Source organism: Pseudomonas sp. GW822-FHT05A08, from assembly GCF_058800485.1.
This window is the reverse complement of record NZ_CM179511.1, coordinates 5,275,574-5,289,908: the sequence shown is the minus strand read 5'-3', so window position 1 is coordinate 5,289,908 and position 14,335 is coordinate 5,275,574. Positions and strand designations below refer to the sequence as shown.

The following is a 14,335-nucleotide window of genomic DNA, read 5'->3' as shown; positions in this document are numbered from 1 at the left end:
TAGCTCTTATATTTACAAAATAGATAACAGATAGAGAAATTACCCGTTATATAGATATTCGATCCGGTTCTACCATGGGCTCCACCTCATCGGAGGACAGGAGATCACACCATGACATGCCCCAATACCCTCAGAACCGGACGGCCCTTGAGCCAGCTGCAGCATCCTCGCGAAGCCATCCGCCATTTCACCCCCAACTGGTTCGCCGCCACCATGGGCACCGGCGTGCTGGCCCTGGCGCTGGCCCAGTTGCCGCTGCGGATCCCGGGCCTGCACCTGTTGGCCGAGGGGCTGTGGCTGTTCACCATCGGGCTGTTCGTAGTGTTCAGCGTTGCTTATGCGGCACGCTGGATAATGTTCTTCGACGAGGCCCGGCGGATTTTCGGGCATTCCACGGTCTCGATGTTCTTCGGCACCATCCCCATGGGCCTGGCCACCATCATCAACGGTTTTCTGCTGTTCGGCGTACCGCGCTGGGGCGACGGTGTGGTGCAGCTGGCCGAGCTGCTGTGGTGGCTGGATGTGGCGCTGTCGCTGGCTTGTGGGGTGCTGATTCCCTACATGATGTTCACCCGCCAGGAGCACCGTATCGACCAGATGACCGCGGTCTGGCTGTTGCCGGTGGTCGCGGCCGAAGTCGCCGCCGCCAGTGGCGGGCTGCTGGCGCCGCATCTGGTGGACGCGCATTCGCAACTGGTGATGCTGGTGACCAGCTATGTGCTCTGGGCCTTCTCGCTGCCGGTGGCTTTCAGCATCCTGACCATTCTCCTGCTGCGCATGGCCTTGCATAAGCTGCCTCACGAAAGCATGGCTGCCTCGAGCTGGCTGGCCCTGGGGCCGATCGGCACGGGAGCCCTGGGCATGTTGCTGCTGGGCGCGGACGCTCCAGCGATCTTCGCCGCCAACGGCATGGCCGCAATGGGCGAAATCGCCGAGGGCCTGGGCCTGGTGGCCGGTATCACCCTGTGGGGTTTCGGCCTGTGGTGGATGCTGACGGCGCTGCTGATCACCCTGCGTTACCTGCGCGACGGCATTCCGTTCAACCTCGGCTGGTGGGGGTTCACCTTCCCGCTGGGGGTCTATGCCCTGACCACCCTGAAACTGGCCGCTACCCTGAACCTGACGTTTTTCGCGGTGTTCGGCAGCCTGTTGGTCCTGGCGCTGGCACTGATGTGGCTGCTGGTGGGCAAGCGCACGCTGCTGGGCGCTTATCGGGGTGAGTTGTTCGTTTCGCCTTGCATCGCAGGATTAGCGAAATAATCCGCGAACTTTAGGTAAGGTTGTGGCCTGGATCGAAGATCGATAATCCAATAACAGCATCCAAGCCACTCAGGGACATGGAAGATGAGTCACCCCTCACAGTTCACCTTGCTTCGTACGCGGCGTTTCCTGCCGTTCTTCATTACCCAGTCCCTCGGCGCGTTCAACGACAACATCTTCAAGCAGTCGCTGATCCTCGCCATTCTCTACAAGCTGGCCATCGAGGGAGACCGCTCGATCTGGGTCAACCTCTGCGCCTTGCTGTTTATCCTGCCGTTCTTCCTGTTCTCGGCGCTGGCCGGGCAATTCGGCGAGAAGTTCGCCAAGGATGCGTTGATCCGCCTGATCAAGCTCGGCGAGATCGTGATCATGGCCGTGGGGGCGGTGGGGTTTGTCTTCGATCACCTGTCGCTGATGCTGCTGGCGCTGTTCGCCATGGGCACCCACTCGGCGCTGTTCGGCCCGGTGAAATATTCGATCCTGCCCCAGGCGCTACGGGAGGAAGAGCTGGTGGGGGGCAACGGCCTGGTGGAAATGGGCACTTTCCTGGCGATTCTTGCCGGGACCATAGGCGCCGGGATCATGATGTCCTCCGCCCATTACGCACCGATTGTCTCGACGGCGATCATTGCCGTCGCCGTGCTCGGTTACCTCGCCAGCCGGGGCATCCCCCGGGCTGCGGCGGCCACCCCGGACATGCGTCTGAACTGGAACATCTTCAGCCAGTCCTGGGCCACCCTGCGCCTGGGCCTGGGGCAGACGCCGGCCGTGTCGCGCTCGATCGTCGGCAACTCGTGGTTCTGGTTTGTCGGGGCGATCTACCTGACGCAGATTCCGGCCTATGCCAAGGAGTGGATGCACGGCGACGAGACAGTGGTCACGCTGATCCTCACGGTGTTCTCGGTGGGCATCGCCGCCGGCTCCATGCTGTGCGAGAAACTCTCGGGGCGTAAGGTCGAGATCGGCCTGGTGCCTTTTGGCTCGTTCGGCCTGACGGTGTTCGGCCTGCTGCTGTGGTGGCATTCCGGCGGGATTGCGCCAAGCGAGGCGGGGTACAGCTGGCTCGAGGTCCTCGGTTTTGGCCACTCCTGGTGGGTGCTGATCGATATTCTCGGCCTGGGCATCTTCGGTGGTTTCTATATCGTGCCGCTGTATGCACTGATTCAGTCGCGGACCCCGGAGAACGAGCGGGCGCGGGTGATTGCCGCGAACAACATTCTCAACGCGCTGTTCATGGTGGTGTCGGCGATTGTCTCGATCGTCTTGCTGAGCCTGGCCAAACTGTCGATCCCGCAGCTGTTCCTGGTGGTGTCGCTGCTGAACATCGCGGTCAACGCCTACATCTTCAAGATCGTCCCCGAGTTCAGCATGCGTTTCATGATCTGGCTGCTCAGCCATTCCATGTACCGGGTCGAGCACCGCAACCTGGAGGCGATCCCGGACGAAGGCGCGGCGTTGCTGGTGTGCAATCACGTGTCCTTCGTCGATGCCTTGCTAATCGGCGGCGCGGTGCGGCGGCCGATTCGTTTCGTGATGTATTACAAGATCTACAACCTGCCGGTGCTCAACTTCATCTTCCGTACCGCCGGGACCATTCCGATTGCCGGGCGCAACGAGGACATCCAGATCTACGAAAGGGCGTTCACCCAGATTGCCCGCTACCTCAAGGATGGCGAGCTGGTGTGCATCTTCCCGGAAGGCAAGCTGACCACCGATGGCGAGATCAATGAGTTCAAGGGCGGGCTGACGCGGATTCTCGAAGAGACGCCGGTGCCGGTGATTCCGCTGGCGTTGCGGGGGCTGTGGGGCAGCTTTTTCAGCCGCGATCCAAGCAAGGGACTGTTCCGCCGCCTGTGGTCGCGAGTGACCCTGGTGGCGGGTTCGGCCGTGACCGCCGACAGTGCCGAACCGGCCCGTTTGCAAACCCTGGTGGGCGAGCTGCGCGGTAGCGTGCGCTAGGTTTCCAGCGCCTATAAAAACGCCCACAGAGTTGTGGGCGTTTTTGTTGGGGCGTTTGCTTGTATCAGGCCGCGCTGACCTTCAAGCCGATCAGCCCGGTAATGATCAGCGCCACGCTGGCCAGGCGGAACAGCGCCATGGACTCACCGAACAGAATGATCCCGGCGATCACCGTGCCGACCGCGCCGACCCCGGTCCAGATAGCATAGGCAGTGCCCAGCGGCAGCTCTTTCATGGCCAGCCCCAGCAGGCCGAGGCTGACCGCCATGGCGGCGATGGTCAGGGCGGTGGGGAGAGGGCGACTGAAACCGTCGGTGTACTTGAGGCCGACGGCCCAGCCCACTTCAAACAGGCCGGCGAAAAACAGAATGATCCAGGACATGATGACCTCCATCGATTGACGGGGTCGTCCCCAGATTAATGACTCGATCGAGCCGCGGGGTCGTCCCCGCGTTGCGCAGTATAGTGCCCATCATTAATCCGGGGATCAAGGTTTCTCCTCAGTCGCTCGCCTGCTGGACAGCCAGTGCGTGGTCGTCCTTTTCGCTCATGCGGCGGAACCAGGTGGAAAGCAGCGCCCCGGAAATGTTGTGCCAGACGCTGAACAGGGCGCTGGGCACCGCCGCCAGCGGCGAGAAGTGCGCGCTGGCCAGGGCGGCGCCGAGGCCGGAGTTCTGCATGCCGACTTCCAGGGCCAGGGATTTGCGTTGCGCCAACGGCAGTTTGAACAGGCGGCCGGTGAAGTAACCCAGCAGGTAACCGAAGCTGTTATGCAGCATCACCACGGCCATGATCAGCAGGCCGGACTCGGCGATTTTCGCCTGGCTGGCGGCCACCACCGCGGTGACGATGATCACGATGCTGACCACCGATACCAGCGGCAACACTTCCACCGCATGCCGCACCCGGTCGCCGAGCACACGCTGGGCAATCACCCCGAGCACGATCGGCAGCAGCACCACCTGCAGGATCGACCAGAACAACTCCATGAACGAGACCGGCAGCCAGGCCGAGGCCAGCAGCCAGATCAGGGCCGGGGTCAGCAGTGGCGCCAGCAGGGTGGTGACGGCGGCGATCGCCACTGACAGCGCCAGATCGCCGCGGGCCAGCCAGGTCATGACGTTGGATGACGTACCGCTCGGGCAGCAGCCGACCAGGATCACGCCGACGGCGATTTCCGGCGGCAGGTGGAATACCTGGCACAGCAACCAGGCCACGCCCGGCATGATCACGAAGTGCGCGACCACGCCCAGGGCCACGCGCCACGGATGGCGGGCGACTTCGGCGAAGTCTTCGAGCTTCAGGGTCAGGCCCATGCCGAACATCACCAGGCCCAGCAGCGGCACGATGGCGCCCTTGAGGCCGATGAACCAGTCCGGCTGCAAGAACGCCACCACCGCGAAAATCAGAACCCAGTAGGCAAAGGTATTGCCGACAAAACGACTTAATGCTGCCAGTGCACGCATGGCCTGTTCCTTCTTATATGAAAACGCCACCGAAAGCGGTGGCGTCTGTGGTGCTCCCGCAGGAGCGAGCGAGTTGGCGATTAGGCCGGATGCGGCCCGCCGCCGGCAAGCAGGCTGCTACAAGATCAGATGCCTTGTGGAATCTCTTCGCCACCCAGGGCTTCGAACAGCGCCGGGAGGAAATCGCCGAAGGTCAGCATCATCAGGGTGAAGCTGGCATCCAGCTGGCCGAGGGCTTCGTCGCCGCCGTCCTGCTCCGCCTGATCCTGCAGCAGGTCCTCGAACTTCAGGCGCTTGACCGTCATCTTGTCGTCGAGCATGAAGGACAGTTTGTCCTGCCAGGCCAGGGACAATTGGGTGACCACCTTGCCGGTGCTCAGGTGCAGCTGGATTTCTTCGCTGGTCAGGTCCTGGCGCTTGCAACGGACGATACCGCCGTCTTCATGGGTGTCGCGCAGCTCGCACTCGTCGAGCACGAAGAAGTCGTCGGCGGCTTGTTGGGTTTTCACCCAGTCGGTCATGATCGCGGTCGGCGCGGTCTTCACGGTCAGCGGACGCACCGGCAGGGTGCCGAGCACTTCGCGCAGGGTGGAAAGCAGGTCTTCGGCGCGTTTCGGGCTGGCCGAGTTGACCAGGATCAGGCCCTGTTTCGGCGCGATGGCGGCGAAAGTCGAGGAGCGGCGGATAAAGGCGCGGGGCAGGAAGGCCTGGATGATTTCATCCTTGATCTGATCGCGTTCCTTTTTATAGACCTTGCGCATTTGCTCGGCTTCGATCTCTTCGACCTTTTCCTTGACCGCGTCGCGCACCACGCTGCCAGGCAGAATACGTTCTTCCTTGCGCGCGGCGACCAGCAGGAAGTCCTGGCTGACGTGCACCAGCGGCGCATCTTCGCCTTTGCCGAATGGCGCGACGAAACCGTAAGTGGTCAACTCCTGGCTTGCACATGGACGCGCCAGTTTGGTGGCCAGTGCGGTTTCCAGCGCCTCAGCATCAAAGGGCAGATCTTGGGTCAGGCGATAGATAAGCAGGTTCTTGAACCACATGGGGTGAATCTCTCCTTTATACAAAGGGGGGCATTATTCTCCGCGCAGCTCCATAGGCCAACCCTCCGCTAAGCCTTTGGAAGGCCTGAAAAAATTATTTTAAAAAGTGCTTGCCAGAGTAGGGGGCGCTCCGTAGAATGCGCGCCACACCGAACGTGAAGGGTGATTAGCTCAGCCGGGAGAGCATCTGCCTTACAAGCAGAGGGTCGGCGGTTCGATCCCGTCATCACCCACCATTCGCTTTCAGTGTTACGCGCAGCGGTAGTTCAGTCGGTTAGAATACCGGCCTGTCACGCCGGGGGTCGCGGGTTCGAGTCCCGTCCGCTGCGCCATATTCGATGATCTGGAACACTGAACGCCAGGTCATCACAGAAAGCCCGCTAACGCGGGCTTTTTTGTGCCTGTGTTCCGCGCGAGGCGCCCGATACATCGTAATTCAGCTTTTTTAATAATTTTGTTATTTAAATCAGCACGTTATGAATTTCTGTGTAATAATGCGCCCCGCAACGAAGGTAAAGGGTGATTAGCTCAGCTGGGAGAGCATCTGCCTTACAAGCAGAGGGTCGGCGGTTCGATCCCGTCATCACCCACCACTTGCTTTCAACGCTACGCGCAGCGGTAGTTCAGTCGGTTAGAATACCGGCCTGTCACGCCGGGGGTCGCGGGTTCGAGTCCCGTCCGCTGCGCCATATTCGATGAGCTGGAACACTGAACGCCAGCTCATCACAGAAAGCCCGCTCACGCGGGCTTTTTGCTGTCTGGAGTATGTAAATGTTCCCCAAAAAAGCGGCCCGCGGGCCGCTTTTTTCGTTTCTGGATCACTGCTCGGCATTGCGGCTGTGCCGGTAGTCACTGACCGCTTCGTACACCGCCTTGCGCAGGCGGTTGATGCCGCCGATGGGGCGGTGCGCTTCCAGCCCGAACCAGGGGTTGAAGGACAGGTTGTCGCATTGCAGGTTCTGCCGCGGGGTATCGAAGTCCTGGGCAGGAATTTTGATCCGCGCCACGGTTTCGAAGGGCGCATCGCTTTCTCGCCATTCGATGCTGGTGTCTTCGATGGGCATGTAGTGGCTTGGGTCCTGGTGCTGCACCTGCAATACGAAGCAGGCCGGCACGCGGTCGGTCGACAGCTGCTGGTTCAGGGCGTTGCGTAGAAAGTTGGGCAGGGTCTGGTTTTGTGGGGGCAGGTTGTATACCGGGCAGCTGTCGGGATCCGGCGCGACACGGAACTTGGCGTTGGCGCTGCCGAACTTGTAGGGCGAAACCGAAAAATAGCGGGTTTGCGTCGGGCTGGCCGGGGGCGGTGACAGGGTGGCCAAGGCAATGAACAGGTGGCGGACCTGCCAGGTGCGTGGGTTCCAGCCGGGGAAAAAGGCCCCGACCTTTTTTCCGTCCGCCTGCGCGGCGACATTCTGCCGGTACTCGGCGACATCGCTGACGAAGAAGTTCGGATGGTTGAACATCACGAAATCCTGCTCGCCACGGCCCTGCTGTTCCTTCAATAGCTGGGTGCCGGGCACATTCAACAACTTGATCGCCATCCCGCGCGCGTCACGAATGCTGTCGAACTGTGGATAAGCATTGCCGTTGGACAGCCGCACCATGGCTTGCCAGGTCTTGCCGGGTTCGGCGAATACGCCCTGGCGCAACGGCGGCGCCAGTTGCTCGAGCACCTGGACCTCGGCCTTTACGCAGCCGTGGGCCTTGGCATGGGCGTCGCGCAGGTAACGGGTGTTATCCCGGTGCTGATCGACGATGCGCACGGCGGTCTGGATGATGTCCTGGGTCATGGCGGCTTCGCCGGGCGGAACCTGTTCTTCGGTCGAGACCGGCCCCTGGTAGCGCCAGATCGACCAGGCGCTGTTCAGCGCCCAGCCGAGCAGGGCGATCAGCACCAGCAGCAGAAGTGTCTTGAGCAGCAGCGCACCGATGCGCAGCCATAAGGTGATCAGCATGAAACCGTCCTTTCGATGAGGGCGAGGGTCATGGCAGTTGCGCCTCCAGCGGCCCGCCCAGCACTTTCAGGTACTCCAGCAGGGCCCAGCGTTCCTCGGGTTGCAGCAGGCGGCCGATCACCCCGTCGCCACGCTTGCCCGAACGGAATTCATGGCCGCTGTTGTGATTGCCGCTGATCCTGGTATCGAACAGAAAGCCGTTCTTGAACGGCTCGGTACGATAGCCCAGATGCTTCGGATCGTATTCGAAGGTGCCTTTATAGAAGGTGCTGGCGCGTTCGTCCTGAGGCGAAAGCAACTGGTACAGGCTGGGCACCGAGCCGTTATGCAGGAAGGGCGGGGTAGCCCATACCCCGGCCAGCGGCCGGGCCTTGTAGGCGCGCAGTTCGCGGACGCCGATCGGCAAGCCATAGCCGTCGAGTCGCGGGTGTTCCTCCGGAGTCACCTGGGCGTCCCGGTAGGCGCGCTCCTCAACGAAGGCAGTGACATAGGCCAGGCCCTTGGCCGCTGACAGCTGGCGCATGTCCAGCGGCTCAGTGGGTGTGGGGTGCAACTGGACATTCGATTGCGCCAGTTCGGCGGCGTCCCATTGCAGCGCGCTCAGGTCGTAACGCTGATCGGCAATATTGTTAGCCGTATTCGGGTCGGTACCGATCACTGCAACCGGCAGCATCTTCAGTTGTTGTACCGGGCGCCCGTTGACCTCGGTGACCGGCGGGACATGGCAACCTGCACAGTTTTCCGCGAACAGCGCTCGCCCCTTGGCCGCCAGGGGCTTGTCGATGTCGCCGAACAGTTCTTCTGGCCAGGTCGGCGGTTTCAGTCGTTGCAGGGTTTCTTCGATGCGATTGAGGTCGCGCACCCGAACGCTCGACGGGTAGCGGGCGTCGCCCTTGAGCGGCTGGCCCTGGGCATCGAAGAAGTTCAGGGTGGCGCCTACACCCAGCGCCTCGCCGATATTGCGGGCCATGGGTTGCTGGGCCGAGCCGTTCCACTGCACCCAGTCGAAGGTCCAGATGTCCCATAGCTGCGGATAGTCCACCGGTGCGTTGGCTACCCGATAGTTGTCGGGGGAAATGGCGTCGCCGAAGCTGGCATTGGCGATCCGGCCAAAGGCATCGGTACGTCCGGGGCCTTCCTCAGTGGGATAGAGGCCGCGGTGAGTGTCGTTCCAGGCGACGTGCAGGAGGGTGTCCAGCGACGCCTTGAAGTCCTTGCGCAGTTGTTCATGCTCGGCGTCGTAGTCCTGGCCCAGCACGTTGCGGGCGAAGCGCTCGAATTTCCACGGGTTGTAATAGGTCGACGCCAGGCTGGCGACCAGCGCCTGGCCGAAGCTGCCGCCGCGCAGGGTGGGCACGCTGGAGGGCAATACATGTTGCGCCGAACCGCCGTCGACCCGCAGGGCCTGCTGGTTGTAGCGCAGCTCGCCGGTGTGGCAGGCGGCACAGGTGATGTCCAGGTACTGCTGCGGGCTGCCAGGGTTCTGATGGCGAGTGAAACCGACCGGCAGGTTCGCCGGGTTATCGGCGCTGGCCTGCTGCGCTGGATCCACCAGGAAGCCGAAGCGGGCCAGGTACTGCGGCGCGGCGAAGCGTTGCGTGGAGAAGGGCAGTTCCAGGGCGGCGAACCACTCATAACGCAGGCCCTTCACCTGAGTGCCCTGGGGGGTGAAGTAATAGGTCTGGCGGTCGGCGGCGCTCCATTGATCCTGATAGTGCACCTGCCGGGCGGGCATATAGTCGGGCAATTTCGGATTGGCCACGTAATACAGGACCACGGCCAGGGCGACGCCGATCAGGGCGAGGATCAAGAGCAAAACACGGGATAAGAGGCGCAAGATAAACATCCTTGTCGAGTTGTGGCTCTCTTATGCCTCAAGGGCAAACTGCCGGGCAAGTGGCCATTACGTCCGCTGTCATTACTTTGCGGTCGAGGTGTTCTTTCCCGCGCTCGTTGTAATGGCTGGCGAAATGCTTTTAAACACGTGAACTTATCGGGCTAATCCGGCTCTCATGCCGGTAGCCATTGGTCGTGGCCGCCTGATAAGCTCGCGGCTTTACTCGATTGCCCTTTAGGCGCATGAACAAGGAAATAGCATGAAACAGCATCGGTTAGCGGCGGCGGTAGCCCTGGTTAGCCTGGTACTTGCGGGTTGTGACTCGCAGACCAGCGTGGAGCTGAAAACCCCGGCGCAGAAAGCTTCCTATGGTATCGGCCTGAACATGGGCAAAAGCCTTGCCCAGGAAGGTATGGATGACCTGGATTCCAAAGCGGTAGCCCAGGGCATCGAAGATGCCATCGGCAAGAAAGAACAGAAGCTGAAAGACGACGAACTGGTCGAAGCCTTCGCCGCGCTGCAAAAGCGTGCTGAAGAGCGCATGGCCAAGATCAGCGAAGAGTCGGCAGCAGCCGGCAAGAAATTCCTCGAAGAAAACGGCAAGAAGGCTGGTGTGACCACTACCGCCTCCGGCCTGCAGTACGAAGTGCTGAAAAAAGCCGATGGCGCCCAGCCTAAGCCGACCGACGTGGTGACCGTTCACTACACCGGCACCCTGACCAACGGCACTGTGTTCGACAGCTCGGTCGAGCGCGGCAGCCCGATCGATCTGCCGGTCAGCGGCGTGATTCCGGGTTGGGTCGAAGGCCTGCAACTGATGCACGTCGGCGAAAAGTACAAACTGTACATCCCGAGCGATCTGGCCTACGGCGCACAGAGCCCGAGCCCGGCCATTCCGGCCAACTCGGTTCTGGTGTTCGAGCTGGAACTGCTGGGTATCAAGGATCCAGCGAAACAAGACGACGCCAAGTAATCTTCGTCTGGTTCAATGACAACGCCCCGTCCTTACGGGGCGTTGTCGTATCTGGTCGTTGGTCCGGGAAAAAATGCGAACCCACGGCATAAGGCATAGTCTTAACAGCATGTGTTGCGGCTAGCCGCATGAGGCTGCCAAGTCAATGAAATTATGGGTTTTTTTATGTGAGTAAAAAACGCCCGATCTGAGCCGAGCCCTTGTAAAACGGGGCTTTCAGCTGTGAAAAGCGGCTCTGTTCACAAGGTTATCCACAATTTGTGTGGATAACATTTCAGTGGGAGTGACGATGAAAGCACCCTGGAATTTTGCCCGCTTCCTGCCCCTGGCCGGCCGCTTGCTCAGCCGTGGCCGACTGCCGACCCTGTTGTTCGCCGTGGCCAGCAAAGGCGCCTTGCAAGGCGGCCGTCTTGGCAAGCTCAAGGACGATCTGCGTCTGCTGCAGGCCCTGTGCCTGGCTTACTGGCGTGGCGAGTACCGCGCCATCAGCCCCAAGGCGCTGCTGTCGGTGGTCGCGGGCCTGATGTACTTCCTCAGCCCGCTGGATGCCATCCCGGACTTCCTGCCGATGTTCGGCATGCTCGACGATATCGCCGTTCTGGCCTGGATCATGAAAACCCTGGACGGCGAACTCAGCGCCTTTCGCGCCTGGCGCAATCGCCAGCAACCGGAGAAGCTGGCGGTAGTGGAACGTTTGCCCGACACCCCGGAACAACTGCAATTGGAAGGTCCGAAGAAAAACTGAGGTGAATTCGGATCCATACAACGATGCCCCCGCGACCTTAGTGACTGTTAGGATTACACTTCATAAGGAAAAGTCCGACTCGTTATGTGTCGTCCTACGGGGTAGTAATGGATATTCAGATAATTGCACGCGATGGCGAGCCCGAATATGCGGTTCTGCCATGGGCTCAGTATCAGGCTTTGCTAAAAGCCGCAGGTATCACCGAACAATCTCCGCGAGAAGCCAGGGGGGGTATCGCGACCACAGCCGACCAGCCGCTTCCAGGTCTGGATCAACTTCGCAGTTTGCGTGAAGCCAAGGGCATCGCCATTGAGGCGCTTGCCCGTACGGTAGGTATCAGTCCGTCATATCTGGCCATGATTGAAAGCGGTGAGCGTCAACCCGACGCCGCTATACGCCGTAGCCTGGCCTGGGAATTGACGGTTCCGGGTTGGAGGGATGAATCGTGAGCGTAAGGATCAGTCGTCAACATTGGGATGGCCTGTTGGGGGAACTCGACCAGGCCCGTCGGCAACGCCATCTTTTGACCTATCGCGCTCTGCTTGAGCGCTTGCAGCTACCCAGCCCCGCCATGCAGACCCTGACGGCGGCCCTTGAACATCTGGCCGCGCTGGATGCGCGTGCGGAGCAGCCGTTGCGCAGTTCGCTGGTGATCAGCCAGGGGGCGAGTCGATTGCCGCGCACCGGTTTTTTCGAGTGTGCGGAGCGCCTCGGGCGTTTTTCCGGGCCTTCCGATGGGGTCGCGGCCGCGTCGTGGCACGCCTCGGAAGTGGTTCGTGTGTTCGAGTACGAATACCCCGAGTCGGTGGAGGCCTGAGTGTTCTGGCGCCTCAAGGCGCGAGCCGGCTACTGGCTGGCTCGCCGGTTGTTTCATTGGCCCTGGTTTGTGCGTCAACCTCGGGGCTGGCACTGGTTGGAGGGGCAATTGGCGCGCATGGCGAACCTGGGGGACGTCGACGCACAGAGCTTTTATGGCCATATCCTGACCTTTCGTGGCCAGGGGCTGGGGGCTCGCGAAGAAGGCATACGCCTGTTACGTCTTGCCGGCTTGGCCGGGGACGCCAAGGCGGCCTATCAGATGGGCGTCATCAGCCTGGCCGGTTCGCCCAGCAAGGCCGCGGATGCGGCGCAAGCTGCCCGTTGGTGGGCCCTGGCGGCGAAAGCCGGGCATCCCCTGGCCGAGGTCAAGCTGGCGCAGCTGAATCAGTCGAGTACGCCAGACCCGCAAGCCGGTCCGCGTCAGCCGTAAAGCCATCTGCCATCTGGCGGCTGTCGATCACATGGATGCTGTAGCCCGGCACGTTCTTGGCGTGGTGCTTGGCTTGCGAGGCCAGCTCGGCCAACTGGCTGGCATCGAGTTGTCCACAGGCCTGTGGATACAGGTGCACCACGCCAATGGACAGTGACAGCAAGGCGAACTCCTGGCGAATGCCCTGGCGGTTGGGGGCGATGAAGCAGCCGGCTTCCAGGTGTTCGCTGCGATAAAAACGCCGGCACTGGCTATGGAAGTCGTCCAGCAGCTGGTTCAGGCGTTTTTGCCAGTCCTCGGGGCCCAATACCAGGAGAAAGTCGTCGCCGCCGATATGGCCGACGAAATCGCGGCTGGGGTCCACCCGGTCATTCAGGCACTGCGCCAGGCACAACAGCACTTCATCGCCACGGCCGTAGCCATAGATATCGTTGAAGGGTTTGAAGCTGTCGATGTCCACGTAACAGATCAGCGATTCCCGTCCTTGTTGCAGCAGGTGGGTCAGGCACTACTGGATCGGCACGTTACCAGGCAGCAGGGTCAATGGGTTGGCATAACGCGCCTGCTGGATCTTCAGCTCGGTAATCAGCTTGAGCACATCGATCACCCGCCCCAGGCCCAGGTAGCTACCGTTGAGGGTGATGATGAAATCCTCTTCGATCCGTTGCCGGGCACGACTGGTGATCAGGCGGCTGACTTGTTGCAGCGACTGGCTGATCTCTACCGCGAGGAAGTCATCGTTCATCAGGCGGCTGATGGGCTTGCGGGCAAACAGGTCGGTGGCGAAGGGCTTGAGCAGGGCATCGGACAATGAATGGCGGTGCACGATGCCGCAGGGCTGGCCCTGTTCGTCGAGCACCGCCAGCGAGTTGAGGTTGGCTTGGCGACGGAAGGCTTCCAGCACTGTGGCCGTCGGTATGTCGCGTGCTACCGCCGGTTGTTCGTTGAGCAGGGCACTGAGGTCGCTGCCTTCGTCGTTGAGCGTCGCGGGAGTGCTTTCGCGCTTGGGCAGCAGGTTGCGGCCATCGCGGGGCGGATGTTCCTGGGGGCGGCAGAGCAGGTAACCCTGTAGCAGGTCCACGCCCATTTCCGTGAGCACCTCCAGCTCTTCCGCCACTTCGATGCCCTCGGCGATCACCTGGGCCCGGGAGGCCTTGGCGATTTGCAGGATCGAACCGACGAACTCGCGCTTGAGGGCATCCTGATGAATGCCATCGATAAAGTGCCGGTCGATCTTCACGTAGTCCGGGCGCAGCTCGGACCACAGGCGCAGGCTCGAGTAACCGGCGCCGAGGTCGTCCAGGGCGATCGAGAAACCCATGTCCCGATAATGATGCAGCGCATTGTGCAGCAGCTGGAAGTCATCGATTGGCGTCTGCTCGGTGAGTTCGATCACCACCTGGCTCGGCGGAATACCGAAGTCTTGCAGCAATTGCAGGGTGCGCCCGGGCTGGTGGGCAGCCTCCAGCAGCGATTCCGGAGAGACGTTGAGGAACAGCTTGCCGGGCAACTGCTGCTCGCTGAACCCCTTGCAGGCGCTCTGGCGGCAAGCGATTTCCAGCTCGTTGAGGCGTCCGGCCTGGCGGGCCACGGCAAACAGGGCGACAGGGGAGTGCAGCGGGCTGTTGGACGGACCACGGGTCAAGGCTTCATAGCCGAGAATGCGTCGTTCGGAGAGGCAGATGATCGGCTGGAACAGACTGTGCAAACCGCTTTGAGCCAGGATTGAACTCAAGGCACTCAGCTGTTCGGTCGTGGTCATGGCGATCTCTGTCGATAAAAAAGGACCGGGCGCGCCCTTGATTCAAGAGCAGCGCCCGGTCCTTTATTTCACGACAGAATGAT

Annotated in this window: 12 protein-coding genes, 4 tRNA genes and 1 pseudogene; 11 read left to right on the top strand and 6 right to left on the bottom strand. The window is 61.3% G+C overall.

Annotated features, from left to right (window positions below; genetic code table 11):
• Positions 1–111: 111 nt before the first annotated feature.
• Together AC3RCP_RS23620 and AC3RCP_RS23615 are read left to right on the top strand one after the other, a co-directional pair.
• Positions 112–1,260, top strand: coding sequence for a TDT family transporter (locus AC3RCP_RS23620; protein ID WP_492570861.1), 1,149 nt, complete (start codon positions 112–114; stop codon positions 1,258–1,260).
• An 84-nt stretch (positions 1,261–1,344) separates the two neighbouring features.
• On the top strand, positions 1,345–3,219 hold the full coding sequence (locus AC3RCP_RS23615; protein WP_492570862.1) for an MFS transporter: 1,875 nt from the start codon (positions 1,345–1,347) through the stop codon (positions 3,217–3,219).
• A 64-nt stretch (positions 3,220–3,283) separates the two neighbouring features.
• Here AC3RCP_RS23615 and sugE read toward each other — a convergent pair whose 3' ends face one another.
• The 3 genes from sugE to rdgC form a co-directional block, all read right to left on the bottom strand.
• Positions 3,284–3,601, bottom strand: a complete 318-nt coding sequence (gene sugE, locus AC3RCP_RS23610) for a quaternary ammonium compound efflux SMR transporter SugE (protein WP_007927818.1) — start codon at positions 3,599–3,601, stop codon at positions 3,284–3,286.
• Between the two features lie 118 nt (positions 3,602–3,719).
• The gene (locus AC3RCP_RS23605; protein ID WP_101338778.1) at positions 3,720–4,685 is read right to left on the bottom strand and encodes a bile acid:sodium symporter family protein; all 966 of its coding nucleotides are present in this window, start codon (positions 4,683–4,685) and stop codon (positions 3,720–3,722) included.
• 125 nt (positions 4,686–4,810) lie between these two features.
• On the bottom strand, positions 4,811–5,731 hold the full coding sequence (rdgC, locus tag AC3RCP_RS23600; RefSeq protein WP_009045083.1) for a recombination-associated protein RdgC: 921 nt from the start codon (positions 5,729–5,731) through the stop codon (positions 4,811–4,813).
• A 160-nt stretch (positions 5,732–5,891) separates the two neighbouring features.
• Here rdgC and AC3RCP_RS23595 point away from each other — a divergent pair.
• From AC3RCP_RS23595 to AC3RCP_RS23580, 4 genes are all read left to right on the top strand, one after another.
• Positions 5,892–5,967 (top strand) — tRNA-Val (locus tag AC3RCP_RS23595).
• 19 nt (positions 5,968–5,986) lie between these two features.
• A tRNA-Asp gene (locus tag AC3RCP_RS23590) sits at positions 5,987–6,063 on the top strand.
• A 185-nt stretch (positions 6,064–6,248) separates the two neighbouring features.
• Positions 6,249–6,324: transfer RNA gene (locus tag AC3RCP_RS23585), tRNA-Val, on the top strand.
• A 19-nt stretch (positions 6,325–6,343) separates the two neighbouring features.
• Positions 6,344–6,420, top strand: a tRNA-Asp gene (locus tag AC3RCP_RS23580).
• Positions 6,421–6,549: 129 nt separating this feature from the next.
• Here the strand turns inward: AC3RCP_RS23580 and AC3RCP_RS23575 are convergent.
• Complete coding sequence (locus AC3RCP_RS23575) at positions 6,550–7,686, bottom strand: catalase family protein (protein ID WP_492571844.1); 1,137 nt, start codon at positions 7,684–7,686, stop codon at positions 6,550–6,552.
• A gap of 28 nt (positions 7,687–7,714) precedes the next feature.
• Positions 7,715–9,523, bottom strand: coding sequence for a di-heme-cytochrome C peroxidase (locus AC3RCP_RS23570; protein ID WP_492571843.1), 1,809 nt, complete (start codon positions 9,521–9,523; stop codon positions 7,715–7,717).
• A gap of 259 nt (positions 9,524–9,782) precedes the next feature.
• Here AC3RCP_RS23570 and bamJ point away from each other — a divergent pair, with 259 nt between their 5' ends.
• The 5 genes from bamJ (at position 9,783) to AC3RCP_RS23545 (ending at position 12,490) form a co-directional block, all read left to right on the top strand.
• The gene (gene bamJ, locus AC3RCP_RS23565) at positions 9,783–10,496 is read left to right on the top strand and encodes a BamJ family beta-barrel-assembly machinery protein (protein WP_007927823.1); all 714 of its coding nucleotides are present in this window, start codon (positions 9,783–9,785) and stop codon (positions 10,494–10,496) included.
• 289 nt (positions 10,497–10,785) lie between these two features.
• Positions 10,786–11,241 carry a YkvA family protein gene (locus tag AC3RCP_RS23560; protein ID WP_007927824.1) on the top strand — a complete coding sequence of 152 codons (456 nt, stop codon included), beginning with the start codon at positions 10,786–10,788 and terminating at the stop codon, positions 11,239–11,241.
• Positions 11,242–11,348: 107 nt separating this feature from the next.
• Positions 11,349–11,690, top strand: a complete 342-nt coding sequence (locus tag AC3RCP_RS23555) for a helix-turn-helix domain-containing protein (RefSeq protein ID WP_081502448.1) — start codon at positions 11,349–11,351, stop codon at positions 11,688–11,690.
• Positions 11,687–12,058: a hypothetical protein gene (locus AC3RCP_RS23550; RefSeq protein WP_007927825.1), complete on the top strand. Its 372-nt coding sequence runs from the start codon at positions 11,687–11,689 to the stop codon at positions 12,056–12,058. The genes AC3RCP_RS23555 and AC3RCP_RS23550 overlap by 4 nt, the downstream gene beginning before the upstream one ends.
• A complete protein-coding gene (locus AC3RCP_RS23545; protein ID WP_007927830.1) occupies positions 12,059–12,490 on the top strand; it encodes a hypothetical protein in 432 nt (143 codons plus the stop codon).
• Here AC3RCP_RS23545 and AC3RCP_RS23540 read toward each other — a convergent pair.
• Positions 12,426–14,252: pseudogene (locus AC3RCP_RS23540) on the bottom strand (bifunctional diguanylate cyclase/phosphodiesterase). The gene AC3RCP_RS23545 and the pseudogene AC3RCP_RS23540 sit on opposite strands and share 65 nt — an antisense overlap.
• Positions 14,253–14,335 lie beyond the last annotated feature (83 nt).

Excerpts from the sequence above, each read along its gene's own strand:
- AC3RCP_RS23560 (WP_007927824.1), top strand. The coding sequence starts at position 10,786 with ATGAAAGCACCCTGGAATTTTGCCCGCTTCCTGCCCCTGGCCGGCCGC.
- AC3RCP_RS23555 (WP_081502448.1), top strand. The coding sequence starts at position 11,349 with ATGGATATTCAGATAATTGCACGCGATGGCGAGCCCGAATATGCGGTT.
- bamJ (WP_007927823.1), top strand. The coding sequence starts at position 9,783 with ATGAAACAGCATCGGTTAGCGGCGGCGGTAGCCCTGGTTAGCCTGGTA.
- AC3RCP_RS23615 (WP_492570862.1), top strand. The coding sequence starts at position 1,345 with ATGAGTCACCCCTCACAGTTCACCTTGCTTCGTACGCGGCGTTTCCTG.
- rdgC (WP_009045083.1), bottom strand. The coding sequence starts at position 5,731 with ATGTGGTTCAAGAACCTGCTTATCTATCGCCTGACCCAAGATCTGCCC.
- AC3RCP_RS23620 (WP_492570861.1), top strand. The coding sequence starts at position 112 with ATGACATGCCCCAATACCCTCAGAACCGGACGGCCCTTGAGCCAGCTG.
- sugE (WP_007927818.1), bottom strand. The coding sequence starts at position 3,601 with ATGTCCTGGATCATTCTGTTTTTCGCCGGCCTGTTTGAAGTGGGCTGG.
- AC3RCP_RS23575 (WP_492571844.1), bottom strand. The coding sequence starts at position 7,686 with ATGCTGATCACCTTATGGCTGCGCATCGGTGCGCTGCTGCTCAAGACA.
- AC3RCP_RS23605 (WP_101338778.1), bottom strand. The coding sequence starts at position 4,685 with ATGCGTGCACTGGCAGCATTAAGTCGTTTTGTCGGCAATACCTTTGCC.